The sequence below is a fragment of the Actinoplanes sp. NPDC021490 genome (assembly GCF_055562135.1).
Genome location: NZ_JBVHFW010000024.1, coordinates 118,573 through 143,868, shown reverse-complemented (window position 1 = coordinate 143,868; position 25,296 = coordinate 118,573). Strand labels below are relative to the sequence as shown.

General features: G+C 71.4%; 27 protein-coding genes, 1 pseudogene and 1 riboswitch. Of the genes and pseudogenes, 13 read left to right on the top strand and 15 right to left on the bottom strand.

Going from position 1 to position 25,296, the window contains the following annotated elements; translation table 11 throughout:
- Position 1 precedes the first annotated feature (1 nt).
- The 4 genes from ACZ3I4_RS43510 to ACZ3I4_RS43495 all read left to right on the top strand — a co-directional run bounded on the left by ACZ3I4_RS43510 (position 2) and on the right by ACZ3I4_RS43495 (position 5,107).
- Complete coding sequence (locus ACZ3I4_RS43510; protein ID WP_465388010.1) at positions 2 to 1,381, top strand: hemolysin family protein; 1,380 nt, start codon at positions 2 to 4, stop codon at positions 1,379 to 1,381.
- Positions 1,374 to 1,724, top strand: coding sequence for a cytidine deaminase (locus tag ACZ3I4_RS43505; RefSeq protein WP_465388009.1), 351 nt, complete (start codon positions 1,374 to 1,376; stop codon positions 1,722 to 1,724). Before ACZ3I4_RS43510 ends, ACZ3I4_RS43505 begins: the two co-directional genes overlap by 8 nt.
- A 1,110-nt stretch (positions 1,725 to 2,834) precedes the next feature.
- On the top strand, positions 2,835 to 3,758 hold the full coding sequence (era, locus tag ACZ3I4_RS43500; RefSeq protein ID WP_465388008.1) for a GTPase Era: 924 nt from the start codon (positions 2,835 to 2,837) through the stop codon (positions 3,756 to 3,758).
- A gap of 107 nt (positions 3,759 to 3,865) precedes the next feature.
- Positions 3,866 to 5,107, top strand: a complete 1,242-nt coding sequence (locus ACZ3I4_RS43495) for an acyltransferase family protein (protein WP_465388007.1) — start codon at positions 3,866 to 3,868, stop codon at positions 5,105 to 5,107.
- Here the strand turns inward: ACZ3I4_RS43495 and ACZ3I4_RS43490 are convergent.
- Both ACZ3I4_RS43490 and ACZ3I4_RS43485 read right to left on the bottom strand, forming a co-directional pair.
- Positions 5,080 to 5,835 (bottom strand): thioesterase family protein, encoded by a 756-nt coding sequence (locus ACZ3I4_RS43490; protein ID WP_465388006.1) that lies wholly within the window; start codon positions 5,833 to 5,835, stop codon positions 5,080 to 5,082. The two genes, ACZ3I4_RS43495 and ACZ3I4_RS43490, sit on opposite strands and share 28 nt — an antisense overlap.
- A gap of 7 nt (positions 5,836 to 5,842) precedes the next feature.
- Positions 5,843 to 6,628: a DUF4097 family beta strand repeat-containing protein gene (locus ACZ3I4_RS43485; RefSeq protein WP_465388005.1), complete on the bottom strand. Its 786-nt coding sequence runs from the start codon at positions 6,626 to 6,628 to the stop codon at positions 5,843 to 5,845.
- A 128-nt stretch (positions 6,629 to 6,756) separates the two neighbouring features.
- Here ACZ3I4_RS43485 and recO point away from each other — a divergent pair, with 128 nt between their 5' ends.
- The 3 genes from recO to ACZ3I4_RS43470 are packed head-to-tail and all read left to right on the top strand — an operon-like array spanning position 6,757 to position 8,821.
- Positions 6,757 to 7,533 (top strand): DNA repair protein RecO, encoded by a 777-nt coding sequence (recO, locus tag ACZ3I4_RS43480; protein ID WP_465388004.1) that lies wholly within the window; start codon positions 6,757 to 6,759, stop codon positions 7,531 to 7,533.
- Positions 7,530 to 8,312 carry an isoprenyl transferase gene (locus ACZ3I4_RS43475; protein WP_465388003.1) on the top strand — a complete coding sequence of 261 codons (783 nt, stop codon included), beginning with the start codon at positions 7,530 to 7,532 and terminating at the stop codon, positions 8,310 to 8,312. The genes recO and ACZ3I4_RS43475 overlap by 4 nt, the downstream gene beginning before the upstream one ends.
- Positions 8,309 to 8,821 carry a phosphoglycerate mutase family protein gene (locus ACZ3I4_RS43470; protein WP_465388002.1) on the top strand — a complete coding sequence of 171 codons (513 nt, stop codon included), beginning with the start codon at positions 8,309 to 8,311 and terminating at the stop codon, positions 8,819 to 8,821. The genes ACZ3I4_RS43475 and ACZ3I4_RS43470 overlap by 4 nt, the downstream gene beginning before the upstream one ends.
- 313 nt (positions 8,822 to 9,134) lie before the next feature.
- Here ACZ3I4_RS43470 and ACZ3I4_RS43465 read toward each other — a convergent pair whose 3' ends face one another.
- The 3 genes from ACZ3I4_RS43465 to ACZ3I4_RS43455 all read right to left on the bottom strand — a co-directional run bounded on the left by ACZ3I4_RS43465 (position 9,135) and on the right by ACZ3I4_RS43455 (position 10,906).
- Entirely contained in the window at positions 9,135 to 9,812 is a 678-nt protein-coding gene (locus ACZ3I4_RS43465; protein WP_465388001.1) for an HAD family hydrolase, read from the bottom strand.
- Entirely contained in the window at positions 9,809 to 10,108 is a 300-nt protein-coding gene (locus ACZ3I4_RS43460; RefSeq protein WP_465388000.1) for an MTH1187 family thiamine-binding protein, read from the bottom strand. Before ACZ3I4_RS43460 ends, ACZ3I4_RS43465 begins: the two co-directional genes overlap by 4 nt.
- 129 nt (positions 10,109 to 10,237) lie before the next feature.
- On the bottom strand, positions 10,238 to 10,906 hold the full coding sequence (locus ACZ3I4_RS43455; protein ID WP_465387999.1) for an NADPH-dependent F420 reductase: 669 nt from the start codon (positions 10,904 to 10,906) through the stop codon (positions 10,238 to 10,240).
- A gap of 125 nt (positions 10,907 to 11,031) precedes the next feature.
- On the opposite strand from ACZ3I4_RS43455, the gene ACZ3I4_RS43450 reads away from it, so the two are divergent.
- On the top strand, positions 11,032 to 11,907 hold the full coding sequence (locus tag ACZ3I4_RS43450) for an aldo/keto reductase (RefSeq protein WP_465387998.1): 876 nt from the start codon (positions 11,032 to 11,034) through the stop codon (positions 11,905 to 11,907).
- Position 11,908: 1 nt separating this feature from the next.
- Here the strand turns inward: ACZ3I4_RS43450 and ACZ3I4_RS43445 are convergent, their stop codons facing one another.
- From ACZ3I4_RS43445 to ACZ3I4_RS43435, 3 genes are read right to left on the bottom strand one after another with little or no spacing between them, the layout of a single operon-like run.
- A complete protein-coding gene (locus tag ACZ3I4_RS43445) occupies positions 11,909 to 12,844 on the bottom strand; it encodes a 5,10-methylenetetrahydrofolate reductase (protein ID WP_465387997.1) in 936 nt (311 codons plus the stop codon).
- Positions 12,845 to 12,865: 21 nt separating this feature from the next.
- Positions 12,866 to 13,369: a hypothetical protein gene (locus tag ACZ3I4_RS43440; protein WP_465387996.1), complete on the bottom strand. Its 504-nt coding sequence runs from the start codon at positions 13,367 to 13,369 to the stop codon at positions 12,866 to 12,868.
- Positions 13,366 to 15,120, bottom strand: coding sequence for a CehA/McbA family metallohydrolase domain-containing protein (locus ACZ3I4_RS43435; RefSeq protein WP_465387995.1), 1,755 nt, complete (start codon positions 15,118 to 15,120; stop codon positions 13,366 to 13,368). Before ACZ3I4_RS43435 ends, ACZ3I4_RS43440 begins: the two co-directional genes overlap by 4 nt.
- A gap of 118 nt (positions 15,121 to 15,238) precedes the next feature.
- Between ACZ3I4_RS43435 and ACZ3I4_RS43430 the strand changes: the two are divergent.
- Both ACZ3I4_RS43430 and ACZ3I4_RS43425 read left to right on the top strand, forming a co-directional pair.
- A pseudogene (locus tag ACZ3I4_RS43430) lies at positions 15,239 to 15,880 on the top strand (ABC transporter ATP-binding protein); the annotation flags it as partial.
- Positions 15,881 to 15,936: 56 nt separating this feature from the next.
- Positions 15,937 to 16,680, top strand: a complete 744-nt coding sequence (locus ACZ3I4_RS43425; protein ID WP_465387994.1) for an ABC transporter permease — start codon at positions 15,937 to 15,939, stop codon at positions 16,678 to 16,680.
- Here ACZ3I4_RS43425 and ACZ3I4_RS43420 read toward each other — a convergent pair.
- From ACZ3I4_RS43420 to ACZ3I4_RS43410, 3 genes are all read right to left on the bottom strand, one after another.
- Positions 16,677 to 17,327: a response regulator gene (locus ACZ3I4_RS43420; RefSeq protein WP_465387993.1), complete on the bottom strand. Its 651-nt coding sequence runs from the start codon at positions 17,325 to 17,327 to the stop codon at positions 16,677 to 16,679. The two genes, ACZ3I4_RS43425 and ACZ3I4_RS43420, sit on opposite strands and share 4 nt — an antisense overlap.
- Positions 17,324 to 18,739: a sensor histidine kinase gene (locus tag ACZ3I4_RS43415; RefSeq protein ID WP_465387992.1), complete on the bottom strand. Its 1,416-nt coding sequence runs from the start codon at positions 18,737 to 18,739 to the stop codon at positions 17,324 to 17,326. The genes ACZ3I4_RS43420 and ACZ3I4_RS43415 overlap by 4 nt, the downstream gene beginning before the upstream one ends.
- A 191-nt stretch (positions 18,740 to 18,930) precedes the next feature.
- Positions 18,931 to 19,551 (bottom strand): SDR family NAD(P)-dependent oxidoreductase, encoded by a 621-nt coding sequence (locus ACZ3I4_RS43410; RefSeq protein ID WP_465387991.1) that lies wholly within the window; start codon positions 19,549 to 19,551, stop codon positions 18,931 to 18,933.
- Here ACZ3I4_RS43410 and ACZ3I4_RS43405 point away from each other — a divergent pair.
- A complete protein-coding gene (locus tag ACZ3I4_RS43405; RefSeq protein ID WP_465387990.1) occupies positions 19,475 to 20,170 on the top strand; it encodes a helix-turn-helix domain-containing protein in 696 nt (231 codons plus the stop codon). The two genes, ACZ3I4_RS43410 and ACZ3I4_RS43405, sit on opposite strands and share 77 nt — an antisense overlap.
- Positions 20,171 to 20,185: 15 nt before the next feature.
- On the opposite strand, the gene ACZ3I4_RS43400 is transcribed toward ACZ3I4_RS43405, so the two are convergent.
- The 3 genes from ACZ3I4_RS43400 to ACZ3I4_RS43390 are packed head-to-tail and all read right to left on the bottom strand — an operon-like array spanning position 20,186 to position 23,022.
- Positions 20,186 to 20,986, bottom strand: coding sequence for an energy-coupling factor transporter transmembrane component T family protein (locus ACZ3I4_RS43400; protein WP_465387989.1), 801 nt, complete (start codon positions 20,984 to 20,986; stop codon positions 20,186 to 20,188).
- Complete coding sequence (locus ACZ3I4_RS43395) at positions 20,983 to 22,431, bottom strand: ABC transporter ATP-binding protein (RefSeq protein WP_465387988.1); 1,449 nt, start codon at positions 22,429 to 22,431, stop codon at positions 20,983 to 20,985. Before ACZ3I4_RS43395 ends, ACZ3I4_RS43400 begins: the two co-directional genes overlap by 4 nt.
- Before the next feature lie 18 nt (positions 22,432 to 22,449).
- The gene (locus ACZ3I4_RS43390) at positions 22,450 to 23,022 is read right to left on the bottom strand and encodes an ECF transporter S component (RefSeq protein WP_465387987.1); all 573 of its coding nucleotides are present in this window, start codon (positions 23,020 to 23,022) and stop codon (positions 22,450 to 22,452) included.
- Between the two features lie 69 nt (positions 23,023 to 23,091).
- Positions 23,092 to 23,194, bottom strand: a riboswitch (TPP riboswitch).
- Between the two features lie 116 nt (positions 23,195 to 23,310).
- Here ACZ3I4_RS43390 and ACZ3I4_RS43385 point away from each other — a divergent pair.
- Together ACZ3I4_RS43385 and ACZ3I4_RS43380 are read left to right on the top strand one after the other, a co-directional pair.
- The gene (locus ACZ3I4_RS43385) at positions 23,311 to 24,132 is read left to right on the top strand and encodes an alpha/beta fold hydrolase (protein WP_465387986.1); all 822 of its coding nucleotides are present in this window, start codon (positions 23,311 to 23,313) and stop codon (positions 24,130 to 24,132) included.
- A 31-nt stretch (positions 24,133 to 24,163) separates the two neighbouring features.
- Complete coding sequence (locus tag ACZ3I4_RS43380) at positions 24,164 to 24,700, top strand: DUF6328 family protein (RefSeq protein WP_465387985.1); 537 nt, start codon at positions 24,164 to 24,166, stop codon at positions 24,698 to 24,700.
- Here the strand turns inward: ACZ3I4_RS43380 and ACZ3I4_RS43375 are convergent.
- On the bottom strand, positions 24,666 to 25,274 hold the full coding sequence (locus ACZ3I4_RS43375) for a hypothetical protein (protein ID WP_465387984.1): 609 nt from the start codon (positions 25,272 to 25,274) through the stop codon (positions 24,666 to 24,668). The two genes, ACZ3I4_RS43380 and ACZ3I4_RS43375, sit on opposite strands and share 35 nt — an antisense overlap.
- Between the last annotated feature and the right edge of the window lie 22 nt (positions 25,275 to 25,296).

The window sequence follows — 25,296 nt, the reverse complement described above, 5'->3', positions numbered from 1 at the left end:
CGTGGAGCCCGCCAATCTACTTGCGGCCGGTTCCGCCTCGGCGGGCCTGCCCGACGCGCAACTCATCATCGTCGCCGTCGTGCTGGTGTTCCTGGCCGGCCTGGCTTCGATGGCCGACGCCGCCCTGGGCTCGGTCTCGACGGCCCGCGCGGCCGAAATGGCCCGCGAAGGCGAACGTGGCGCCTCGGCCCTGGCCGCGGTCGCCTCCGATGTGGTGCGCCACCTCAACCTGCTCCTGCTGCTGCGCCTGCTGGCCGAGCTCACCGCTACCACGCTGATCGCGCTGGTGGCCGTGGACAGCTGGGGCATCGGCTGGACGGCGGCACTGGTCACCGCGGGCACGATGACGGTGGTCAGCTTCGTCGTGGTCGGTGTCGCGCCGCGCACGGTGGGGCGCCAGCACGCGTACGCCGTGGGTCGCGCGGCCGCCCCGCTGGTGCGCTGGCTCGGCAAGGTGCTCAACCCGCTCGCGTCGCTGCTGATCCTGATCGGCAACGCGGTGACGCCCGGCAAGGGCTTCCCCGAGGGGCCGTTCGGCAGCCAGGTCGAACTGCGGGAACTGGTCGACCTGGCCGAGCAGCGCGGCGTCGTCGAACACGGCGAGCGCGAGATGATCCACTCGGTATTCGCGCTGGGTGACACGATCGCCCGCGAGGTCATGGTGCCGCGCACCGAGATGGTGTGGATAGAGGCGCCCAAGACGCTGCAGCAGGCGCTCTACCTGTTCCTGCGGTCCGGTTTCTCGCGCATCCCGGTGATCGGCGAGAGCGTCGACGACGTGCTCGGTGTGCTCTACCTCAAGGACGTCATCCGCCGCACCCAGAACGGCGACCCGGCCTCGACGGCCCAGGCGGTGGCCGACCTGATGCGCCCGGCCACCTTCGTGCCCGAATCGAAACCCGTCGACGACCTGCTCTCCGAGATGCAGGCGGCCCGCAGCCACGTGGTGATCGTCGTCGACGAGTACGGTGGAACGGCCGGGCTGGTCACCATCGAGGACATCCTCGAGGAAATCGTCGGCGAGATCACCGATGAATACGACGTCGAGCGCCCGCCCGTCGAGCACCTCGACGACGGCGCCGTCCGGGTCACGGCCCGCCTGCCGATCGAGGATCTCGGCGAGATCTTCGGAGTCGAACTGCCGGCCGACGAGGTCGAGACGGTCGGCGGCCTGCTCGCGCAGACGCTGGGCCGCGTGCCGATCCCCGGCGCGCAGGTCGACGTGGGCGGCCTGCATCTGGTGGCCGAAGGCACGACCGGCCGCCGCAACCGGATCGACTCGGTGCTCGTTCGCCGGATCGAGCCGTCGCCGCCCGCCGACGAGACCGGCGACACCGACACCGATACCGAGACCGAGGAAAGACAGCACGCCGATGCCTGAGACCGACACCGCCTTGAGCGCCGAGGACACCAAACTGGTCACCCTCGCGCGGAGCGCACGCGCCCGGGTCGGCGCGGCCGAGGGAGCGGCGGTACGCGACCAGGACGGCCGCACCTACGCCGCGGCCACGGTGGCGCTGCCCAACCTGTCCCTCACCGCGCTGCAACTCGCCGTGGCCTCGGCCGCGTCGTCCGGCGCGACCCTGATCGAGGCGGCCGCGGTGGTCACCGACGCGGCCGAACTGGAAACCTCCGGTCACACCGCCGTACGCGACCTGGCCCCCACTTCCCCGATCCACGTGGCCGACCCGACCGGCACCCTCCGCGGCACGGTCACCGCATGACGCGCGGCACCCGGCCCTCCCTGTCCCGCCGCGCCGCGACTCCCGAGATCGGCGTGGCATGACCGACGACCGCACTCCCCGTTCCAACCCCGGCATCCGGCCTTCCTCGTCCCGCCGCGCCGCGACTTCTGAGATCGGCGTGGCATGACCGACGACCGCAAACCTCGTTCCAATTCCGGCACCTCTCGCTCGGCGGCGGCCCGGGCCTCCCGTCAGTCAGCCGACCGGGCGTCCTCGTCCGGCGGGTCTTCCTCCGGGACCTCCTCCCGCGCCTCCTCCGGTAGCTCGTCGCGCAATCCCGCTGGCACCGCCTCTCGTGCCTCCTCGGCCGGGACGTCCTCGCGCGCTTCTGCCGCCGGTTCCTCGGCCTCTTCCGCCTCCTCTGCGGGCGGCACCGAGCGGCGGTTGACTGCGGGGGAGCGCAACGAGCTGCGTCGCCAAGAGCGCCGGGCTGCTCGGCGGGCCGAAGCCTCGTCCGATGGGCGGCGCGGAAGTGCGGCCGGGCAGCGCGGAAGCGCCGGCGGCGGGCAGGGGCGCGGCCGAGCCGCGGGTCCCGATCGCGCCGGGTCCGATCGCGCCGGCTCCGATCGCGCCGGCTCCGATCGCGCCGGCTCCGATCGCGCTGGCTCCGGCCGCGCCAGTTCCGATCGCGTCGCGGGTTCGGGGCGCGCTGCCGGTTCGAGTCGCGCTGCCGGTTCCGATCGCCCGGGTTCGGCCCGCGCCGCTGGTTCTGAGCGCGCCGGTTCCGAGCGTGCCGGTTCCGAGCGCGCCGGTTCTGAGCGCGCCGGTTCTGAGCGCGCCGGTTCGAGTCGTGGTGCTGGTTCCGAGCGCGCCGGTTCGAGTCGTGGTGCTGGTTCCGAGCGCGCCGGTTCGGGTCGCAGTGCCGGTTCCGAGCGCGCTGGTTCCGGGCGCGCCGGTTCGGGTCGGGACGGCGGGCCGGACAGTGCCGGTGCCTTCCCGGGCGGAAGCGAGCCGGGTCGCACGCAGCGGGCCGGGGGCGAGCGGGGGCGCGATGAGCGCGCCAAGAGCACGCAACGGCCGGGGTCCGGTGGGGCGGACACGTCGCGTACGGGCAAAAAGCGCGACGGAAACGCTCAGAGTGACCGGCGGATGCGCACTCACCGTCACCGTGAGGCCTTGGTGGTTACGCAGGATGATGTTTATCGGGCGGGATTCGCGTGTTTTGTCGGGCGGCCGAACGCCGGCAAGAGCACGCTGACGAATGCGATCATCGGGCAGAAGATCGCGATCACCTCGAGCAAGCCGCAGACGACCCGGCACGTGATCCGGGGCATTGTGCATCGTGAGAACGCCCAGCTCGTGCTGGTTGACACGCCCGGTCTGCACCGGCCGCGCACGCTGCTCGGCGAGCGGCTGAACGATCTTGTGCGGGAGGCGTGGAGCGAGACCGACGTGATCGGGGTCTGCTTCCCGGCCGACGAGCCGGTCGGGCGGGGCGACCGGTTCATCTCGTCGGAGCTGGCCGAGCTCAAGGCGACGGTGATCGCGGTGGTCACGAAGGTCGACCTGGTCGATTCGGCCACGCTGGCCAAGCATCTGCTGACCGTCAGCGAACTCTACGACTTCGCCGAGATCGTGCCGGTGAGCGCGGTGTCGGGGCACCAGGTCCAGACGCTGGTCGATGTGCTGGTGCGGCATCTGCCGGAGTCGCCGCAGCTCTACCCGGATGACGTGCTGACCGACGAGCCCGAGCAGGTGCTGATCGCCGAGCTGATCCGCGAGGCGGCGCTCGAGGGCGTACGCGACGAGCTTCCGCACTCGATCGCGGTGCTGGTCGAGGAAATGATGGTCGAGGGCAAGCTCACCAAGATCTATGCGGATCTCTATGTGGAACGCGACAGCCAGAAATCGATTGTGATCGGTTCGCGCGGAGCCCGGCTGAAAGAGGTCGGCAGTCGCGCCCGGGCCGAGATCGAAGAATTGATCGGCACCCGCGTCTATCTCGATCTTCATGTGCGGGTGGCCAAAGAATGGCAACGTGATCCCCGTCAGCTCCGCAAGCTGGGTTTTTGATCATCACCATTGCGGTGGGCGATCAATTCAAACCTGGTAATGCGTCGATTATGGGATAATTCACGCTGGTTTGCGGGCTAAGTCCCGACTGGGTAACAACGAGTCCTATGCGTAATCGGTACCTGGATCTGCTGCGAGCAGTCGCAACCATCCGGGTCGTGGTCTATCACTCGACCGGCTGGGCGGCGCTCACCATCGTCTTCCCGGCCATGTCGGTGATGTTCGCCCTGGCCGGTTCGATGATGGCGGCGTCGCTCGACCGTTACGGCCCGTTCGCGGTCGAGCGCCGGCTTCACCGCCTGTTGCCGTCGTTGTGGGTGCTCGCCGCGATCGCCGTCCCCGCCATGCTCGCGGTCGGCATGGCCTGGGACTGGCAGGTGCTGCTCTGGGCGTTCCCGATCGTGGACCCACCCGCCGAAGGCTTCTGGCTCCAGGGCCTGGCCGCGATGTGGTACTTGCGGGATTTCCTATGGTTCGTCCTGCTGTCCCCGCTGCTGCTACCCGTGTTCCGCCGCTTCCCGCTGACCACCATGGCTTTCCCGTACGTGGCCCTGGCCGTGATCACCTTCGCCGGCTGGACCCCACCCGTGATCGTCCGCGATCTGGCCCTCTACGGCGCCGCCTGGCTGCTCGGCTTCGCCCACCACGACGGCCTGCTCGCCCGCTCGCGAACCGCTCTCGCCGCCCCCCGAACCGGCCACCGCCCCACCGCCGCCCGCCCGCGCTGGAACCCTGCGGCCACTCCTTCGACCGGGCCCGCGGCAGCTTCCTCGGCCAGGCCCGCGGCCGCCTTCCCGAACCCGCACGCCGCCGCATCCTCGAAACCGCCAACCGTGGTTCCGGTTCGCGGCGCGGCGCTCGCCCGCTACCGCTGGTGGATCGTCGGCGTCTTCGGCCTGTCCGGCGCGATCTGGGCCCTGACCCATCCCGGCCCGCGCGGACTCGACCTCAACGACATCCCCTTGGCCAACGCCCTCTGGTCGGCCGCGTTCATCCTGGTCGTGCTGGGCTTCGCCCCGAAGGTGGCCCCGCGCCGCACCCTCACCGTCCTGAACGCCCGCGCCCTCACGATCTATCTGTGGCACGTCCCGCTGATCATCGCCGTGGTGCGCCTGGCCGAGGCGACGGGCCTGCCCGTGCACGGCTGGGTCGGCATCTCGTGGCGCCTCGCCGTCGTTTCCCTGCTGCTGGCCGTCGTCGTGCTGGCTGTCGGCTGGGTCGAGGACATCTCAGCCGGCCGCCGCCCGTCGCTGATCCCCGGCCGCACCCGACGTGTCGCCCCGGTCTCTCCGGCCCCGGCCGGCGCAAGCGGCCGGCAACCTCAGCGGGCCCGCACGACCAGCGGCTGAGCGACCTGGCCGAGGGCGCCGTCGAAGTCGTACAGCTCGCCGGAGGTCAGGCCCAGCCCGTCGTTGCTGAGGGCGGTGCAGCAGGCCAGGTGCACCCACTCGCCGGTGGCCGGGCGCAGCAGGGTGGTGGTCATGGTCGGCGGGATCGAGAGCCACTTGTCCATCGGCAGCACGGCCGACAAGCCGTTCGCCGAGTCGGCCACGATCAGTGCCCGGTCCTGGCCGTCGATCTCCTGGCCCTCGATCAGCGGCATCCGCACCCGGGTCCACACGTGTGTCTCGCCGTCGGACCGGCCCAGCTCGCCCTTGGTGACCCGCCATTCGGTGGCCTGGCCGTAGCCCCACTCCTCCATGCCGGGGAACACGTTTGCGGTCTCGGGCAGCGGGTCGGCGTGGTTGGCCGGGGTGGTCACCGGCGGAGTCGGGCCGGGGGCGAGATGCCAGGCCCTCGCGGTCACCGCGACCCGGCCGTCGACGACCATGCGGGCCTCGTTCAGCATGGTCAGCCGGCCCGGCTTGATCGGTGCGACCTCGACCCGGAAGTCGCGGCGCGGGATCGGGCCCAGGAAGTCGACCGAGATGCGCGCCAGCCGCAGACCCTCGACCGAGAGCACCCGCCCCAGGAGAGCCGCGGGCGGGCCGCCGTGCTGCATCTCGGTGTCCCACGGGCTCTCGGTCGAGCGGGTCGGCCGGAACTGGTCGTCGCCGAGCGGGAGATAGAAGCTCATACCCCGATCATGCCGCGCTGACGATCGCGTCTCCGCTGCCGGTGCGCAGGTTGAGCACATTCTTGGAGGTGGAGTCGCTGACGAGACCGACGACGGTGCTGTCGCCCGAGCCGGTGACGGATTCGATGCGGTAGTTGCCCTGGGGCACCCGGACCTCGACGTCGCCGCTGGTGGTCTGGGCCGTCACCGAGGTGGCCGTGTTCAGCACCGCCCTGATGTCACCCGACGTGAGCTTGAGCGTGAGCGGGCCGGACGCGTCGATCGCTTCGATGTCACCCGAGGTCGACTGGATGTCGACGGCGTTCTTCGCGTTCACCACCCGCATGTCGCCCGAGGTGCCCCGCAGTCTCACCTTGCCCGCCGGGTCGACCACGGTGACGTCGCCCGAGGTCAGCCTGAGGTCGGTGTCGCCCACCGAGTCGAGCGTGACGTCGCCCGACCGGAGCTCGCCGCCCACCTTCACCCCGGCCGGAGCCACGATCTCGTACGACACCGAGCAGTTGTTTCCGCACGAGGTGTCGAGGAGCAGCGTGCTGCCGTCGAGCCGGTAGGACTCGCCGGGGTCGGTGCTGCGCCGGATGATCCGCTTGATGCTCGTCTCGGCGACGGCGGCCGTGCGGATCGAGACGTCGCCGCTGCCCCCGTCGAGCTTGATGTCGGTGATCTTGGTCTTTTCGGTGTCGTCGAACGTCATCGTGGCCCCGTACACCCCGGCGCACCCCGTCAGGGTGGTGGCCGCCGTCGCGGCAATCAGGGCGAGAACTCCGGCGCGCCGGGCGAGTGTCGTGGTCATGGTGACGACGCTATGACCCGGGCCGCCATGGGCACCATCGGTCCTGTCACTGACCGTCCCCCGAGATGACCCTGAGATGGCGTCAGGGTCGCTCCGGTCCTGTCGCACCCAGGAGGCAGAATGGCGGGGTGCCCGCAGCCGGATACCGACGCCAGCTCTACCGCGACGACGCGGTGGTGCTGCGTGTGCAAAAGCTGGGGGAGAGCGACCGCATCATCACCCTGCTCACCCGCCGCCACGGCCGGCTGCGCGCGGTCGCCCGGGGTGTGCGGCGCACCTCGTCGCGTTTCGGGGCCCGGCTCGAGCCGTTCGGCCACATCGACCTGCAGCTCGCCGGCTCGCCCGAGGGGCTGGGCAGCTCGCTGCATTCGGTGAGCCAGGTCGAAGCGGTCGCGCTCTACGGCAAGCAGTTCCTCACCGACTATCCGCGTTACACGGCGGCCAGCGCGATCGCCGAGACCGCCGAGCGGCTCACCCCGGTCGAGCGCGAGCCCTCGCTGCGGCTGTTCCAGCTGACCCTGGGCGCGCTCAAGGCGCTGTCCCTCGGCGAGCATTCGAGCAGCCTGGTGCTCGACGCCTATCTGCTGCGCGGCATGGCCACGGCCGGCTGGGCGCCCGCGATCGCCGAGTGCGCGGTCTGCGGCACCCCGGGGCAGCACGCCGCCTTCTCGGTGCCGGCCGGGGGCGCGGTCTGTCCCGACTGCCGGCCGCCGGGCGCCGCCCACCCCGCCCCGGCCACGCTCGGTCTGATGAACGCGCTGACCGTGGGCGACTGGGTGCTGGCCGACGCGAGCGAGCCGCCGGTGCGCCGCGAGTGCAGCGGCCTGGTCGCCGCCCACCTGCAATGGCACATGGAGCGGGCGTTGCGCTCGCTTCCGCTGGTCGATCGACGGGAGAACCCATGACGCCGCGCCCACCCACGCCGCACCTGTCCGGCGTGACCCCGCCCGAGCTGCCCAGGGCGGCGCTGCCCAAGCACGTGGCGCTGGTCATGGACGGCAACGGTCGTTGGGCCAAGGAACGCGGCCTGTCCCGCACCAAGGGGCACGAGCAGGGCGAGTATTCGCTGTTCGACACCATCGAGGGCGCGATCGAGCTGGGCATCCCCTATCTTTCGGCGTACGCGTTCTCCACCGAGAACTGGAAGCGCTCGCCCGAGGAGGTGCGCTTCCTCATGGGCTTCAACCGTGACGTGATCCGCCGCCGCCGCGACCAGCTCGTCGAGCTCGGGGTGCGGGTGGTGTGGTCGGGACGCCGCGGCCGGCTGTGGAAGAGCGTGATCTCCGAGCTGGAGACGGCGCAGGAGATGTCGAAGGACAACAAGACGCTGACCCTGCAGTTCTGCGTCAACTACGGCGGCCAGGCCGAGATCGCCGACGCCACGGCCGCGATCGCGCGCGACGTCGCCGCGGGCAAGCTCAAGGCCGACCGGATCAACGAGAAGACGATCGAGAAATACCTCTATCACCCCGAGGTTCCGCCGGTCGACCTGTTCCTGCGGCCGTCGGGCGAGCAGCGCACGTCGAATTTCCTGCTCTGGCAGTCGGCGTACGCGGAAATGGTCTTCCTCGACACCCTGTGGCCCGACTTCGACCGGCGCCATCTGTGGTACGCGTGCGAGCTGTACGCCAGCCGTGACCGCCGCTTCGGAGGGGCGATCCCCAACCCGGTGAGCCCGACATGAGCCGGCTCTGGCTGGCCCGGCACGCCGAGGCCACGATCGACGAGTCGGGGCTGACCGCGGCCGGCCGGCGTCAGGCCGCGCTGCTGGGGGAGCGGCTGGCCGGCGCCGGCATCACCCGCATCAGCCACAGTCCGCTGGCGCGCGCGGTCGAGACGGCTTCGATCGTCTCGGCGGCCCTGCCCGGCGTGCCGGTCGAGGTTGCTGCCGAGCTCGACGACTCCGATCCGTCCGACGATCCCGCCGCGGCCGAGGCGATGGTGGCGCGGTTCGCCGACCCGGCCTCCGACGAACTGTGCATCACGCACAACTTCCAGGTCGGGTGGTTCCTGCGGGCCGTGCTCGAGTCCCCGCCGGCCCGCTGGGTCGGCCTCAACTCGTGCAACACCGGCGTCACCGTGCTGCGCTGGAGCCCGGGCCGACCGGCGAGCCCGCTGGTCTTCAACGACCTGACCCACCTGCCGCCCGAGCTGCGCTGGACGGGCTTCCCACCGGAGCTCAGCGTGCCGTAACGGCGGCCGCCCGTTCAGCCCGCGCCGCGTCGGGCCGCGCCGCGGTCGGCGTGTAGCGTGTTCAGCTTGCGCCGCGTCGGGCCGCGCCGCGGTCGGCCTGCAGCGTGTTCAGCTTGCGCCGCGTTGGGCCGCGCCGCGTCCGGCCTGCGGGCGTTCGGCTTGCGCCGCGTTGGGCCGCGCCGCGTCCGGCCTGCGGGCGTTCGGCTTGCGCCGCGTCCGGCCTGCGGGCGTCCGGCCTGCGGGCGTCCGGCCTGCGGGCGTCCGGCCTGCGGGCGTCCGGCCGGGGCGTTCGGGGGTCGCGCCGATTGGAGGGTCAGGCCGCGGTCAGGATCCGTACCGTGGCCTCCACGTCGGACAGATCGGGCAGCACGGCATGCGCGCCGGCCAGCGCCAGCTCGGCCATCTTGGTCGAGCCGGTCGCCACGGCCACGGCGAAAGCACCGTTGGCCAGCGCCGCCGTCACGTCGTGGACGGTGTCGCCGATGACGACCGGCTCGAAGCGTTCGCCGTATTTCGCCTCGGCCCGCTCCAGGCTGCGTTTCACCAGCGTCGCCCGCACGTGGTCGTCGGTGCCGTAGCCGCCGACCTCCGCGTCGAACACCGCGGCCAGGTCGAACGCTGCCACCTTGGCCGCCGCGACCTCGGGCACGTTGCCGGTCACGAGGGTCTGCACCACGTCCGTACGCCCGCCGAGCTGGGACACCACGTCGCGGACGCCCGGCATCAGGTGGCCCTGCTCGGCGAACAGGTGCTGGAGGCTCCGCACCTCGGCCACGTAACGCAGGAAGAACCGCTCGGGCGTGCAGTCGGTCACCCCGTGCGTCGCGAAGACCTCGGCGCAGATGTCCATGTCGGTGCGCCCGGCGAAGCTCGGCGTCGCCCGCCAGGGCACCCCGGTGAGGGCGGCGAAGGCCGCCTTCCAGGCCGTCGTCGTCACCCCGCCGCCGCGCAGCAGCGTCTGGTCGATGTCCCACATCACCAGGCGTCTCACTCGCGGAGCACCCGGTCGATGTGTTCCACCTTGGCGGTGAGCGCCCCGGTCACCCCGGGGCGCACATCGGCCTTGAGGGAGACGCTGACCCGCGGCGCCTGGGCGGCCACGGCGTCGACGGCCTGTTTGACGACGGCCATCACCTCGTCCCACTCGCCCTCGATCGTGGTGAACATGGCGTCGGTGCGATGAGGCAGCCCGGAGGCGCGCACCACGCGCACCGCCTCGGCCACCAGATCGCCGACGGAATCACCGACGCCGAGGGGCGTCACAGAGAAAGCAACCAGCACCCGCACATCGTCGCAGGCTTCACCCGTACATAGGCAAGCCTGGGAACAATCCGCGTGAGAGCGCTCTCGCACGGTGTTTTCCCAGGTGGGAGCGAAGGCCGCTACTCAATGTGAGCACCAAACCGGATCGCGCTCTCAGCGTGTGGCCGCGTTCAGGGCCTCCCGGATCGCGCCGGCGCCGGCCGGGGTGCCGGGCAGTTCGCCGAACGAGCCATAGGGCGGGCCGTACACCGGGGTGCCCGGCTCCTGCCGCCAGCTGTCCGCGAGGGTGCCCGCGTCCACCGCGTCATATCCGATCGTGTCGAGGAACTCGGTGGCCGTCTGCTTGGCCGCCGCGTCGTCCCCGGCGATCGGCAGGGCCGTCCGGTCGGTGGCGCCGGCGGGCCGGGCGAGGGCGCCGAGGTGGCCGAACCAGATGTTGTTGAACACCTTGACGACCCGCGCCGAGCCGAGCGTCTGCTGCTCGAGCTGGGCGCTGGTCTGCTCGCCCTTGTCGAGCGCCTCGAACTGCCCGTCCCGCTGCGGGTAGTAGTTGTTCGTGTCGAGCACGACCTTGCCGGCCAGCTCGGCCACCGGCAGCTGCGCGAACGCCTTGAACGGCACGCTCACCACCACGATGTCGCCGGCCTCGGCCGCTTCGGCGGCGGTGGCCGCGCGCGCCTTGGGCCCCAGCTCGTCGGCGAATTCCTTGAGGGTCTCGGGCCCGCGGGAGTTGCTGATCACCACGTCGTAGCCGGCCGCGACCGCGAGCCGCGCCACCGTGCCGCCGATGTTCCCGCTACCGATGAAACCGATTGTCGTCATGACCGCGACAACCCGGCCGGTGCTAAGGGAATTCCGTGATTAACAACCTAGCAATGACCCGTATAAATCGGTATCGGTCGGGCGGCCGAGTGCCCGCCGGGGCCGCCGCCGTTACCGTTCCGGCCGTGATCACCGCAGACGCCGCCGGCACCTGGATCCTCGGCGACCAGGTCGTCAACCGCATGGGCTTCGGCTCGATGCGCCTCACCCCCCACCCCGACCGGAGCGCCGCCGTCCGCGTCCTGCGCCGGGCCGTCGAGCTGGGGGTCAACCACATCGACACCGCCGCCTTCTACGTTTCTCCGGGCGGCATTCTCGACGTCGGAACCGGCGAGGCCAGGTTCGCCACCGAGCTCATTCGAGAAGCCCTTTCCCCGTACGATCCCAGCCTGTTCATCGCCACGAAGGTGGGCCCGGGAATCCTGCCGTCGGGCGAGTTCGAAACGGCCGATTCACCGGCCCGCCTGCGTGCCCAGGTCGAGGAGAACCTGCGTCGCCTCGGCGTCGACCGGCTCGATCTGGTCAACCTGCGCCTGACCCGGCGAGGCGGCTCGGTCGCTTCCCGTTTCGAAGCCCTGGCCGCCCTGCGCGACGAGGGCCTGATCCGCCACCTGGGCCTCTCCAACGCGACCCTGGAGCAGGTCGACGAGGCGAGCGCCATCGCCCCGGTCGTCTGCGTCCAGAACAGCTACGCCCTCGACCTGCGCCGCGACGCACAGATGCCGCACGCTCTGGCCGTACGGGAAATCGCCTTTGTGCCTTTCTTCGCCATCGCCGGCCCCGGCCGCGAGGACGGCGCCCAAGCGGTCACCGACGACGCCGTACGCGACGTGGCCGCGGCCCACGGAGTCACCACGCACCAGGTCCGGCTGGCCTGGACCTTGCACCAGGCCCCCAACGTGCTGGCCATTCCCGGCACCGGCGACGAGTCCCACCTGGAGCAGAACATCGCCGCCGGCGCCTTGCGACTGACCGCGGAGGATCTCGCCCGGCTCGGCTGAGCTACGAGCGGAGCAGGGTGGTGATCTCGCGGGCCAGGGCGGTGGAGGCCTCGATCTCGGCCTTGCGGATGGAGACGCTTTCGACGTTGAAGCCGTACGGCATGCCCAGGCGCTCGCAGTAGGCCTTGAGGTCGCGGGCGATGGCCAGGCACTCGCGGCGGGAGTCGGCCAGCGGGTCGGGGGACTCGCGCAGCTCGGTGGCCAGCCACGGGGGGACCTGGACGCCCAGCCACTCCAGGAACTCGAGGGTCTTGGGGGAGCCGCACAGCGAGAGCGTGAAGATGATCGGGCGCGGGCGGATCTCCGCGGCGCGGCAGGCGAAGAAGTAGTCGGAGACCAGGTTCTTCGTCTCGTTCAGGTCGTAGACCACCTGGGAGATGAAGAACGTGCAGCCGCGTTCCTGCTTGGTCAGCATGCGCAGGTGCTCGTCGCCGTGGCGGGCGTGGCGTTCGCCGATCACCACCGCGCCCAGGGGCAGGGCGGGACTGACCTGGTGGTGCAGTTGCTGGGCCCGGCGCAGCGAGGTCCGTACGGGCTTGGTGCCCGACGAGGAGCCCACAAAGACGGTCAGCAGCTGGTTCGGCGACGACTCGGCCGTGGACAGCCAGCCGCGCAGGTCGTCCTCGGGGTACTTGCCGACGCAGCGGTAGATGACCGTGGGCTTGTCCCAGTCACCGAGGTGGTCGGCGTGGAACGCGGCCGGGTCGAGCGTCGGCAGGTAGGGGAACGGGCGCTCGTCGGGATTGCGGTCCGACTCGTCGTCGATGTCGTACAGGATCAGTCCGTCGAGGTCGAGATCGGCCAGGCGGCGCACCGTGACCTCGGCTATCTCCTTGACCCGCTCGGGGGCGGTGGCGCGGCGAGGCGGGGTGATGCTGAAGAGCATCACCCCGCTCTGTGCTTCGGCGAGTTTCGACTGCAGCGAGTTACGTGACACGGGCCCAGCGTAGAGAAGGACTCACCCGTGGTCGGCGCAGCAGGGGGTGGGGTTCCGCGTTTCGAACGGCACGAGCACCCCGCCGGCGGCCGGCATGGTCACCAGCACGAGATCGCCGTCGCGGTACTGCGGGCGTACGAAATCGCGGGTGTCCACGACGGCCTCGTCGTCGGCCGGGCCCGAGCCCAGCACCTCGACCCGGTCGATCGCCGTGCGTTCGAGCAGCTCGGCCACCGTGAGCCGCCCGGTCAGATCCGGCGAGCCCGGGAAGATCACCGCTCGCCCGAATTTCCCGGCCGCCGCGGCGTCGGCCCCGGCCCGCAACTCGTCCGGCGTGTCGAAGGACGACGACGTGCGCAGGCTGATGGCGACGTGCGGGAACGGCGTCTGCACCAGGTGCGTACAGGCGAAGGAAGGCGGTGGATCCAGCGAGAGGATCCAGTGATCGGCCTCGGCGAGCTCGCGGTGACCGAGGCTGACCCCGGCCGCCGCGAGGCTGCGAGACACCGAGCGGTACAAGGTCACTTGGGGAGGACCCAGATCGGGTTGGTGTAGAACCACAGGTCGCCCCACGGGTCGGCGTCGCCCAGCACGTCCAGCTTCGGGCCTACCGGGTCGACCGCGGCGCCCATCAGACCGGCCTGCGTACGGTTGGCGTCGGTGCCCCGCACCCGCACGTAGAACGGCTTGTCGAGGCGGCCGAACGAGTAGGTCAGCGAGAGCTTGCCGCTCTTCTGCGAGACCTCGAACGACTTGACCACCTTGGTGTTCGGGGCGGTGAAGGCGTCCTTGTCGGCGACCGGGCCGGTCACCGTGCCCACGATGACGTCGACGCGCTTGAGCACCGGGACGAACTGCGCCCAGTTCGGCACGTCCTGCAGGTCGATGTCGAGCGTGATCTCGGTCGAGGTGCCGCGCTTGACGTGCAGCACACCGCCGAGCGGGGTGCCGGTCGACCAGCGGCGGTCACCGGCGACGCGGACGCGGGCGTCCAGGCCCTTGATCAGGCGGCCGTGGTCGACCCAGACGCGGCCGGCCCGCAGACCGTCCATGACCTGCTTGTAGCCCCACGACGACGCGCCCACGTTGGTGCGGCCGTAGAAGCCGGGCCAGAAGTCACCCGCCGTGGTCAGCGTCTTGCCGGTGTAGACCGGGTCGTTGTATTTGCCGTTGGCCTCGAAGTCGCTGCCCGGGCCCCGGTCCGACTGGTCCAGATAGTTGACGTGCGAATCCGAGTTGACCGTGATCCACCAGGCCTTGCCCTCGGACAGCAGGCTGTCCCACAGGCCGCCCACGGTGGAGGTCATCCAGTCGAAGCCGCCCCAGGTGCGGTAGCTCTCCGGCGGGTAGCCGGGGAACGACGCGGCCGACGGGTTGTTGTCGTAGTAGCCGCGCGCGCCGCCGCGGCCGTTCGGGGCGGGGATGCCGGCGGCCTGGTGGCCGGGCGCGCCCTCGAAGCCGACGGCGACCGACGGGTCGGCGTCCCGCCAGTTGCGGATCTCGTGCGGCGAGTCGATGCCGCGGCGGGCCGGGTGGTTGGCCAGGAACAGGGCGGCCTCGACCTTGCGCGCGCGGACCTGAGAGCCGAGGAACTTGATGCCGGCGATCGCGGCCGCCTCGTTCTGCTCGGGGGTGTTGGTGGCCGGCAGCAGGTTGCCGTCGTAGTTGGTCTCGAACTGCTTGAGAACCTCGACCTCGTGCTTGCTCGGGGCCACGAAGACGGTCGCGTGCTCGGCGGCCGGGATGTTCCACTCCAGACCCTGGAAGGTCAGCAGGTCCCGCAGCTCTTCGCGGGTGGCCCGGATGTCCGGGTTCACCTTCTCGACGCCGATCTTGGCGTGCGTGACGCTGCCGTGGTCGGTGATGACGACCCAGTCGAGGCCGAACGCGTGTCCGTGCCGGGCCTGGTCGATCACCCGGTACTGGGCGTCCGAGCTGTACTGCGTGTGGATGTGGTGGTCGCCGGCGAGCCAGGTGAACCCGCCCTTGGCGGCGCCGCCACCGGCCGGTCCGTGGCTGTGCGGCAGGCCCGCGGCCTGCGCGGCGGACGGTGTGGCCAGCACGGACGCGGCCGCGCCGGCGCCGAGCAGTCCCGCGCCCCGGAGGAACCCGCGACGCGAGACGTCGGACGGCGACAGCTCGCTGTCCGGGATGCTCAGGTCGAGAGCCGGGGAGACGTCGCCGCCGGTGCCCTCGTGCGCGTGGTCGTGATGGTGGTCGTGACCGTGACCCATATCGGTGATCTCCCACAGATGGATGCCTGCGTACTCGCGCACACATTCGTCGCGGTAGATCAACAGGGCATGTACCGGGCCTTACTTTCGTCAGTACGGGCGACTGCCGTTCGGGTCGGGCGCCGGGCCGGCCTGCGCCTTTAACGTCCGGGTCGTGCAGATAACTCTGGAGAAACTGACGAAAAGGTTCGGCGGCACGGTCGCCGTCGACGGGCTCGATCTGGAGATCCGGCCGGGCCGGGTCACCGGCTTTCTGGGGCCCAACGGCGCCGGCAAGTCGACGACCATGCGGATGATCCTCGGGCTGGACCGGCCTACCACGGGACGCGCCCTGCTCGACGGGCGGCCGTACGAGTCGTACCGGTGGCCCCTGCGCAAGGTCGGCGCCCTGCTGGAGGCCGCGGTGCACCCGGGCCGGACGGGCCGCAACCATCTGCTGGCCATGGCCCGGAGCAACGCGATTCCCGTACGCCGGGTCGACGAGGTTCTCGATCTGGTCGGGCTGCGCCAGGCCGCGCGTAAACGGGCCGGCACCTACTCGATGGGCATGGGTCAGCGGCTCGGGATCGCGGGCGCGTTGCTCGGCGACCCGCCCGTCGTCGTCCTCGACGAGCCGGTCAACGGCCTTGACCCGGACGGGGTGCGGTGGATCCGCGGGCTGATGCGGGATCTGGCCGCCGAGGGCCGCACCGTGTTCGTCTCGAGCCACCTGCTCAGCGAGATGCAGGTGACCGCCGACCACCTGATCGTGATCGGCCGCGGCCGGTTGATCGCCGACGCGCCGCTCGACGAGATCGTCGCCGGGCACGCCTCGCTCGAGGACGCCTATTACCAGCTCACCGAGGGGACCCTGCTGTCATGACCGAGCTCCGGGCGGCGATCGGCGCCGAATGGACCAAGCTGTGGACCACCCGTACGGTCTGGTGGGCTCTCGTCTCGGCGCTGGTCCTCATGGCCGCGGGCGCCGGGCAGTACGCGTTGTACGCGCAGAACGGTGATCTCGACTCCGAGGGGCCGGTGACCGCGGGGACGGTCGCCGTGCTGGCCCTCGGCTTCGCCCAACTGGCCTTCCTGGCGCTGGCCATGCTGGCGATGACCAGCGAGTTCTCCACCGGCACGATCCGGGCGACGCTCACCTGGATCCCCTCGCGCGGGCGGCTGCTGCTGGCCAAATGCGCGGTCGTCGCCGCGGTGACGTTCGTGGCCGGCTTCGCCGCCGGGCTGACCGGGGTGTCCGTGGCCGCGTCGCTGCTCGACGATCCGGGACCGGTCGGCGGCATGCTCACCGACAGCGCGCAGATCGGGCTCTACCTGGCCGTGCTCGGCGTCCTGGCCGTGGGCGCGGGTGCGGCGCTGCGCGGCCCGGTGATCACGCTGGTGGTCCTGCTCATGCTGATCGTCGTCGTGCCACCGCTGCTGCAGGTGCCGGACATCGCCGTCCTCAACGGGATCGCCGACGCCCTGCCCGGGGTGGCCGGCGACCACTTCCTGCGGGGCGGCTCCGACCCGTACGGGCCGATCGTGGGTCTGCTCATCGTGACGGCCTGGGCCGTGGTGGCCGTGATCGCCGGACGCGCGATTTTGTCCCGGCGCGATGCTTAGACCAGGCCGGCCTCGTAGGCGACGATGGCCGCCTGCACGCGGTTGCGCACGCCGAGACGGCTGAGGACGCTGCTCACGTACGCCTTGACGGTGCCCTCGACCAGCAACAAGCGGCGCCCGATCTCCGCATTGGACAGTCCCGCACCGATCAGGGCGAGCACCTCGCGTTCCCGGTCGGTGAGGGCGTCCAGCCTGGACCGGGCGGCCGCCCCCGAACCCAGACGTGGACCGGCCAGCTCGGTGATGACCCGGTGCGCGACCCGCGGCGACAGATAGGCCGCCCCCGCCGCGACCGCCCGGATCCCCGCGGTCAACTCGCGCGGGTCGCTCGACTTGAGCAGGAAACCCGCCGCGCCGGCCGCGATCGCCTTCACGATGTACTCGTCCTCACCGAACGTGGTCAGCACGAGCACCCCGCAGTCCGGCACCAGCCGGCGGATCTCGGCCGCCGCCGACAACCCGTCCTGCCGCGGCATGCGGATGTCGAGCAGCACGACCGCGGGCCGGTGCCGGCGCACGAGATCGACCGCCTCCACCCCGTCCGCGGCCTCGCCGATCACCTCGATGCCGTCGTCGTTGTCGAGAATCGCCCGGATCCCCGCGCGAATCATCGCCTCGTCGTCGGCGATCACCACACGGACGCTCATCTCAGCCTTTCCTTGCTGCTCAGACGGTCCTCGGTGAAACACAACCGGTAGGCGGCGTCGGCCATCGGGAAGTTCCCGTCGCTGTAGAGCTCGCATCCGGCCGGCCGGTCACCGGGCGCTTCCCGCGGCGGCAGCGCCCCGGCCAGTTCCGCCCGCGGCGTGCCGAGGCGCATCCGATCAAAAGCGGACTCCTCGAGCACCGACCCGGCCACCGCGAACGGGTAGTAACCGAGCGCGGTCACCAGCGCCAGCACGGCCGGAGTCAGCACCGCGGCCGCGAGGCTACGACGGGCCCGCCGACGCATTTCGGTCTCCCCGGTCTCGTCCGGCGCCGGCTCACCCGACCGCGGGATCTCGGCCACTGTGCGAAAACCGCCGTCCGGCGCCGGCTCAGCGACCAGACTTCCCCCCTTCAGCCGTACGCGTTCCCGCAGCCCCACCAGCCCGAGGCGCCCCGTGGCCCCGGCCGCCCCCGCCCTCTCCGGTGCGTCGTTGACCACCGCAATCGTCGACACATCGCCGTCGTCGCGCAGGGTGACCCGTACGGTGGCGCCGGGCGCGTGCCGGCTCGCGTTGGTCAGGCACTCCCGCACCACCTGATAGGCCGTCCGCTCGACGCTCCGGGGCAGCTCACCGACGGTCTCCACGATGATCGACATCCCGGCGTCACGCGACTTCGCGACCAGCGCGCCGATGTCCTCCTGCGTCGTCGGCGCGGCCTCACCCTCCTCGCGCAGCACGCCGATGATCTCGCGCAGCTGGTCGGTGGCGGTGGCGGCCGACTCCCGGATCCGCCCCGCCGCCGCGCGTTCCCGGCCGGCCAGCCCCGGTGTCGTCTCGAGCGCCCCGGCCGACAACGCGATCAGGCTCAGCTCGTGCCCGAGCGAATCGTGCATCTCCTGAGCGATCCGCGCACGTTCGCGCAACCGGACCATGCGCCTTTCCGACTCGAGCCGCGCGGCCCGCTCCCACCCCGCCGAAACGAGCCGCTTCTGCTGCGCTCGGTAGCGGCCGGCCAGCCACGGGAAAACGCCCAGCAGGAGCAGCGTCATCGTCAGGGAGAACCACTCGGCCCGGCTCGTGCCCAGCACGGCGAAGTTGAGCGTCGTGCCGCCGGCCGCAACGATCACGAAAGCCGCCGCGACGGCCCGGATCCGCTCGGTGCGCAGCCCCGCGAAGTAGCTCAGGACCGGAAGCGCGAACACGAAGTTCCCGTCCACGAGCGTCCCCAGCACGACAACCATCAGGCCCGCGAGCGGCCAGCGCCGCAGGGTCCCGGCAATGACAGCCCCCGCGGCCAGCGCCCCGAGAACGCCAGGCACGTCGGCGCTCATCCCGTGATTGGCCAGAACCGGAGCCACCAGAACGGCCGCGATGACCCCGTCCCCAGCCCACTGCCGGCGCGTGCCCATCCGGCCAGGCTATCGACGTGGTCCCGGCCCCCACTACTGCCGAAAGTAAGCCCGCCTCGGGCCGTCCGGCGGGGCGCCGACCGGCCGTTACGAAGCACGTCCCCGCGCCGATAACGGGGGCCGATGCTGGTATACGGCGTCGATCGCGTGCAGGGTGCGGGATGCGCGGGCGCAGGACAAACTGGGGCCGGTTACCAAGGGATGGTTACGTCGTCCCACAGGGTGAAGGTGCCGGTCGGGCCGTCCGGGCCGAGGCGGGCGACGCGGACGATCTCGCGGGCGGCGTCCGGCACCGGCTCGGTGCCCTCGAAATTGACCAGGGCGGTGTTCGCGAAGCCCGGCGAGACGAGGTTCACCCTGATGCTGGTGGCTTCCAGCTCGATCATCATGGCCAGGGTCACGGCGTTGAGCGCGGTCTTCGAGGCGGCGTAGATGGGCTCGTAGGCCGCATGCAGCGCGGACGCCGGGTCGGCCACCGCGGTGAGCGAGCCCAGTGCGCTCGTGACGTTCACGATGCGCGCGCCGGACGACTCGCGCAGGAGCGGCAGCATGGCCTGACAGACCGCCAGGACGCCGAAGACGTTCACCTCCCACACGGCGCGCACCTCGTCGAGGTCCGCGACGCTCGGCCTCGACATCGCGCGGAGCTCGGCCATGTCACCCTGGCCGGCGCGGGTGGTGGAGATGGCGGCGTTGTTGACGAGCAGGTCGAGCCGGCCGGCCTCGCACGGGCGGGTGTCGCGGCGGCGGGTGCCGGGGCTGCGCCGGCAGGAGCTGGCCGAGGCGGCCGGCATCTCGGTCGAATACTGCACGCGCCTCGAACAGGGGCGAGTGCCCCGGCCGTCGCGGGAGGTCCTGTCCGCGCTGGCCCGGGCCCTGCTTCTGACCGCCACCGAGCGCGATCACCTGTTCCGGCTGGCCGGGGAGCTGCCCGTGGAACCGCTCGCCCCGGACAGCGAGGTCCGCCCGGGGCTGGTCCGGCTGTTGCGCGGGCTCGATGACACCGTTCCGGTCACCGTGCACGACGGGCGCCTCGACGTGCTGGCCCGTAATGCCGCCGCGGCGGAGCTTCTCGGGCCGGTCACCGGTGCGAGCCGGTTCCGGCGCAACATCGTCCACCAGGGCTTCACGGCGGCGGCCCGGCACGTGCTCGGGGACGAGGGCGCCGACCGGTATGCCCGATGGGCCACGGCCGAGCTGCGGTCGGCGATCGGGCGATATCCGGAGGACGAATATCTGCGGTCCCTGCAAGCGCAGCTCTGGGCGACCAGCGCCGGGTTCCGGAGTCACTGGGCCCGGGGCGAGGTGGCGGCCGGCCGGTCGGGTGTGAAACGCGTGCGGCACCCGGCCCGCGGCTGGCAGGCCTTTCAGGCCGAGATCCTGCAGGACACCGAACGGGACCACTGGATCGTGATCTACGGCCCGGGCTGAGGCACGAAACGCGGCTCAGATGATCGGGCGGAACAGGCCCAGGGCGATCGTCACGCCCAGCGCGAGCGCCGACAGCGCGAGCGCGCCCACGATCAGGGTCGTGTCGGCGGCGCGGAAAATCTGCCGGCGGGCGTGCGTGCGCGGGATTCCGGAGTCGAAGCCGCGCGCGTCCATCGCCACCGCCAGCCTGCCGCCCCGGCGGAGGGCGCCGACCAGCAGGGCGAACACGGTCGAGACGAAGAGGCGTACGGCGGCCACGGGGTTGCGGCCGGCGTCGATGCCCCGGGCCCGCCGGGCCAGGGTGAGCATCTGCCACTCGGCGCCCAGCAGCGGGAGCAGGCGAAAGGCGGCCAGCGCGCCGATGGCGAAACGGGCCGGGGCCTTGGCGTTCTGCACCAGCGCGTCGGCCAGGTCGGTCGGGTCGGTGGTGGCGAAGACCAGCACGCCGGGCACGGCCACCGCGAACAACCGCAGGATCAGGCCGAGGGCCGAGGTCAGGACACCGGTGGTGACGTCGAACGGGCCCAGCTCGAGCAGCAGGGTGCCGGTGCGGTTGGCCGAGAACAGCACCATCGTGACCAGCAGGCCCAGCGACGCGACCAGCACCGGCCACGCGCGCCGGGCCAGCGTCGAATAGCGCAGGCCGAACAGCGGGACCACGGCCAGTTCGATGGCCAGCGCGATGGCGGGGGTCAAGGGGTCCAGAGTGGCCAGCAGCGGCAGCGAGAAGAGCAGCGCGGCGGCCAGCTTGGCGACCGGGTTGCGCCGGGCGAGCGGCGCCGACGGGTTGGCGATCGGCGCGAAGGTGAGGGTCATGAGCGTGGCCGGCGTTGGGGGAGCGGGTCGGGCCGGCGGACGGTGCCCAGCCGGAAGGTGCGGTCGGCCAGGGCCCGGACGAAGTCGTCGTCGTGGGTGACGGCCAGGATGCCGTGGCCGTCGTCGCGCAGGGCGGCCAGCAGGGTCACCAGCTCGATCCACGTCTTGCGGTCCTGGCCGAACGTCGGCTCGTCCAGCACCAGCAGCCGCGGGGCGGTGGCCAGGGCGGTGGCCACGCTCAGCCGGCGGGCCTCGCCGCCGGAGAGGGTGTACGGGTTGGCCCCGGCCAGTTTGGTCAGGCGCAGCCGGTCGAGCAGGTCGGCGACGGTGGCCGCGACCGCCGCGGACGACCGGCCCAGCCGCCGCGGCCCGACCGCCAGCTCGTCGGCGACGCGGGACGTGACGAACTGGTGTTCCGGGTTCTGGAAGACCGACCCGATCCGCCCGGTCAGCGTGGCCGCGCGCCACTTGTGCGGCGGCCGGGAGTCGCCGAAACCGGTGATCCGCCCGCCCGTCGGCGCGAGCAGCCCGCCCAGCATCAGGGCCAGGGTGGACTTGCCGGCCCCGTTCGGCCCGGTCACGGCCAGCACCTCGCCCGCGCCCACCCCGAGGGTCACCGGCGCGAGCCGATGGGCCAGCGAGACGTTCTCCGCCCGTACGAGATCAGGGGTGGCCGCCGTGGCCGACTTGAGCGGCGGAACCGTGAAGCCCGGCACCCACACGCCCTCGTCGGCCAGCTGGTCGCCGTAGGACGCGAACACCACGTCGGGCGCGCCGTCGGCCCGCACCCCGCCGCCCGGCTCGAGCACGACCACCCGGTCGACCAGCGGCAACGCCTCGGCCACCCGATGCTCGACCAGGATCGTCGTCGTGCCGGACAGACGGCCGAGCGACTCCCGCACGAGCGCGGCCCCGGCCGGGTCGAGGTTCGCGGTCGGCTCGTCGAGCAGCAGCAGACCGGGCCGCAGGGCCAGCACCCCGGCCAGGGCCAGCCGCTGCGCCTCGCCGCCGGACAGCGCGGCCGTCGAGCGGGTGATCGGATAGGGGAAGCCGACCCGGTCCAGGGCGTCGCTGACCCACGGCCAGATCTGCGCGGCCGGCACCCCCCGATTTTCCAGGCCGAACGCCACGTCGTCGCCGCTGCGGGCCATCACCAGCTGGGTCTGCGGGTCCTGAAAGACGATGCCCACCCCGTGCCCGGCGTCGGTGGCGGCGCGGGCCTTGCGCGGGTCGAGGCCGTCGATCTCGATCGTGCCCTCGGCCTCACCCGAGTCCTCGGGCAGCAGCCCGGACAGCGCCGCGAGCAGGGTGCTCTTGCCGGCCCCGGACGGACCGAGCAGGAGCACCCGTTCGCCGTTCGCGATGTGCAGGTCGACCCCGCGAACGGCCCACGCCCGGCGGCCCGCATGGCGCCAGCCGAAATCGCGGAGGACGACCTCACTCATGACGGGAATCGCACCAGATCAGACGAGCGCGCGCGAGCGGCCCGCCGGGAAACGGTCCAGAACACCGGTCTGGGCCAGCGCCCGGGTCAGCAGCACACTGCCCAGCCCGGCGATGACCAGCGACGAGGCGGCGGTGAGGAGGACGTACGGGATGCGGAAGGAACCCCACGCGGTCTCCGGATACCAGACGAAGACGTCGTAGACGGCGGCGACGATGCCGGCCGTCATCCCGGCCAGCAGGGCGACCGGCAGGCGGTACACCCGGTAGGCGAAGATCGCGAAGATCAGCTCGGCGCCGAGGGCCTCGAGCGGGCCCTGGACGGCGATCGTCCAGCCCCAGCTCGTGCCGATCGCCACCGAGACGAGCGCGGCCAGCGACAGCGTGTACAAGGCGGCGCCGGGCTTGCGCACGATCAGCGCGCCGAGCACGGCCGGGACCAGCCAGACGCCGTAGAGCAGGGCCCGCCCGGGCAGCGGGATGGCGTCGGCCGGGCCGTTGTAGAGCAGGCCCCAGGCCCAGAAGATGACGCCGAAGGCCACGGCGATGATCGAGGCTATGACGATGTCGATCGTCCGCCAACGGTTGTTCATACGAACCTCCCAGTGAGTACCGGGAGGAGACGCACGCCGTCGCCGGGCCGGAACCCGGACACGACGCGGCTGGAGAAAAGACCGAACTTCCTGCGCTGGCATTACCCAGATCAGGTGCGAGGGTCTGCGGTCGCCCGCACTCTCAGCGCTGTGCGCTCCCCTGTCGGAACGAGATCTGTCCGCGAACGGCGGCGAGCCACGGCCCACATCCGTCATGAACGAATCTCGCTGTGTGTTTCGATGACGCTAACACTGGTCACGGTCAAGGGACAGCGAGGGAGTGATCACATGGAGATCAAAGCGCGGGGCCTGACCTTCGACGTGTACGAGGGCGGCCCGTCCGACGGCCGTCCGGTGCTGCTGCTGCACGGCTTTCCGCAGGACCACCGCGAGTTCGACCTGCTCGCGCCGCGGCTGCATGAGAGGGGCCTGCGCACGTACGCCCTGGATCAGCGCGGCACCTCACCCGGCGCCCGCCCGGCCGACGTCGGCGCCTACCGCCTGTCCGAGCCGGCCGCCGACGCCGTGGCCGTGCTCGACGCGCTCGGTGTCGAGTCCGCGCACGTGGTCGGTCACGACTGGGGCGCGGCCGTGGGCTGGTGGCTGGCCGGGGCCCATCCCGAGCGGGTCCGCACGCTGACCGCCGTCTCGGTGCCGCACCCCAAGGCTCTGGGCCTGGCCCTGCGCGTCCGGGCGACGCAGCGGGCCCGGATGGCGTACTTCAAGGTCTTCCAGTCGCCGGTGGCCGAGCGCCTCCTGCTCGCCCGCAACGGCGCCGTGCTGCGGTCGATGTTCAAGCCGATCGGTTCGAAGGGCGACAAATACGTCGAGTCCATGCGAACCGAGCCGGGCCGGCTGACCGCCGGCCTGAACTGGTATCGCGCGACCACCGGCAACTCGCCCGACGGGCCCGGCATCATCCGCGTGCCGACCACGTACGTCTGGAGCAACCGCGACGGTGTGGTCTCGCTGACCGCCGCCCTGCGCACCCGGGACTGGGTCGAGGCCGACTATCAGATGGTCGCGATGCGGGGCGTCAGCCACTGGGTGCCGGAGCAGGCCCCGGCGGCGCTGGCCGACGCGGTCATCGCACGTATCGGCGTAGTTTGATTGCTGTTGAATCAGGGGAAACCGCAGCGTCATGGTGGCTGAGAAGGCGCGCATCAAGCACGAGACCGAGAAACAACGCTGGGACCGCAACTTCGCCGATCTTCTGCAGGAGTTGCGGGTCGCACAGACCGGCATCCAGATCCTGTTCGCGTTCCTGCTGACCCTGCCGTTCAGCAACGGCTTCCCCGACGTCACCCAGTTCCAGAAGGACACGTACGTGGTGGCGCTGCTGGCCGCCGCGGCCGCCACCGCCATGATCATCGCGCCCGTCGCGTTCCACCGGGCGCTGTTCCGTCAGGGCCGCAAGCCCGAGCTCGTGCGCTATGCCCACCGCATGGCCACCGGCGGCCTGGCGTTCCTGCTGATCTCGATGCTCTCGTGCGTCCTGCTGGTCACCGATTTCATCCTGGTCCGCTGGCTGGCGTTCCTCTTCACCGGCATCGCGGCCGCCTTCTTCCTCACCTTCTGGGCCGCGATCCCGTGGTTCCGGCACAACTGGATCGACGACGACGCCGAGGAGGAGAACGAAGAGGTCAGCGACGAGCGGCCCGCAGACCGAGCCGCTTGAGCTCGAGCTCGGCCAGCGCGTCGACCGCCGCCGCGTCGCCGTTGCGCCAGCTCTGCGCGACGTCCGGGCCCAGCTTGGCCAGGCGGTTCAGCGGCTGGGAGGCCAGGGCGCGCAGGGCCAGCAGGTCGCGTCCGGCGGGCTGATCGCGTACGGCCGAAGCAACCGCGGCCCGGCGCATCCATCGAAGCCGCAGCGGGAGCCACAGGAAGATCACGAGAGCGAAGGGAACGGCCACCGCCACGAGAGCCACCACGATGGCCATCGTGTCGACGACTTCCTGCTGCTGACGGCCCGCGTCGGCCAGGGACCGGGCGGCCTCGGCGGCGCCGTTGAACGGCTTGACCAGCTGGTCACCGACCAGCGGGACGTCACCGACCTTGTTGCCGGCGTCGGTCAGGTTGTCGGCGATGCCGCCGCCCGCGGTCTCCAGCTTGGCCCCGGGCACGCCCAGTTTCTCGACCATGTCGTTGACCCAGAGGCCGGCGCGCACCCAGAGATAGATCCACAGAACTATGACGATGTCGGTGAGAATCTGACGTACGGCGGCGGGCAGCCGGTCGGCATAGAGCTTCACGCGCACAGCGTCCCACGTGGAC

Coding starts and splice junctions, on each gene's coding strand:
- ACZ3I4_RS43395 (WP_465387988.1), bottom strand. CDS start 22,431: ATGAGTGAGGTCGTCCTCCGCGATTTCGGCTGGCGCCATGCGGGCCGC.
- ACZ3I4_RS43485 (WP_465388005.1), bottom strand. CDS start 6,628: ATGACCACGACACTCGCCCGGCGCGCCGGAGTTCTCGCCCTGATTGCC.
- ACZ3I4_RS43420 (WP_465387993.1), bottom strand. CDS start 17,327: ATGAGCGTCCGTGTGGTGATCGCCGACGACGAGGCGATGATTCGCGCG.
- ACZ3I4_RS43505 (WP_465388009.1), top strand. CDS start 1,374: ATGCCTGAGACCGACACCGCCTTGAGCGCCGAGGACACCAAACTGGTC.
- ACZ3I4_RS43415 (WP_465387992.1), bottom strand. CDS start 18,739: ATGGGCACGCGCCGGCAGTGGGCTGGGGACGGGGTCATCGCGGCCGTT.
- ACZ3I4_RS43400 (WP_465387989.1), bottom strand. CDS start 20,986: ATGACCCTCACCTTCGCGCCGATCGCCAACCCGTCGGCGCCGCTCGCC.
- era (WP_465388008.1), top strand. CDS start 2,835: ATGCGCACTCACCGTCACCGTGAGGCCTTGGTGGTTACGCAGGATGAT.
- ACZ3I4_RS43455 (WP_465387999.1), bottom strand. CDS start 10,906: ATGACGACAATCGGTTTCATCGGTAGCGGGAACATCGGCGGCACGGTG.
- ACZ3I4_RS43380 (WP_465387985.1), top strand. CDS start 24,164: ATGGTGGCTGAGAAGGCGCGCATCAAGCACGAGACCGAGAAACAACGC.
- ACZ3I4_RS43425 (WP_465387994.1), top strand. CDS start 15,937: ATGACCGAGCTCCGGGCGGCGATCGGCGCCGAATGGACCAAGCTGTGG.
- ACZ3I4_RS43385 (WP_465387986.1), top strand. CDS start 23,311: ATGGAGATCAAAGCGCGGGGCCTGACCTTCGACGTGTACGAGGGCGGC.
- ACZ3I4_RS43495 (WP_465388007.1), top strand. CDS start 3,866: ATGCGTAATCGGTACCTGGATCTGCTGCGAGCAGTCGCAACCATCCGG.
- ACZ3I4_RS43490 (WP_465388006.1), bottom strand. CDS start 5,835: ATGAGCTTCTATCTCCCGCTCGGCGACGACCAGTTCCGGCCGACCCGC.
- ACZ3I4_RS43390 (WP_465387987.1), bottom strand. CDS start 23,022: ATGAACAACCGTTGGCGGACGATCGACATCGTCATAGCCTCGATCATC.
- ACZ3I4_RS43475 (WP_465388003.1), top strand. CDS start 7,530: ATGACGCCGCGCCCACCCACGCCGCACCTGTCCGGCGTGACCCCGCCC.
- ACZ3I4_RS43470 (WP_465388002.1), top strand. CDS start 8,309: ATGAGCCGGCTCTGGCTGGCCCGGCACGCCGAGGCCACGATCGACGAG.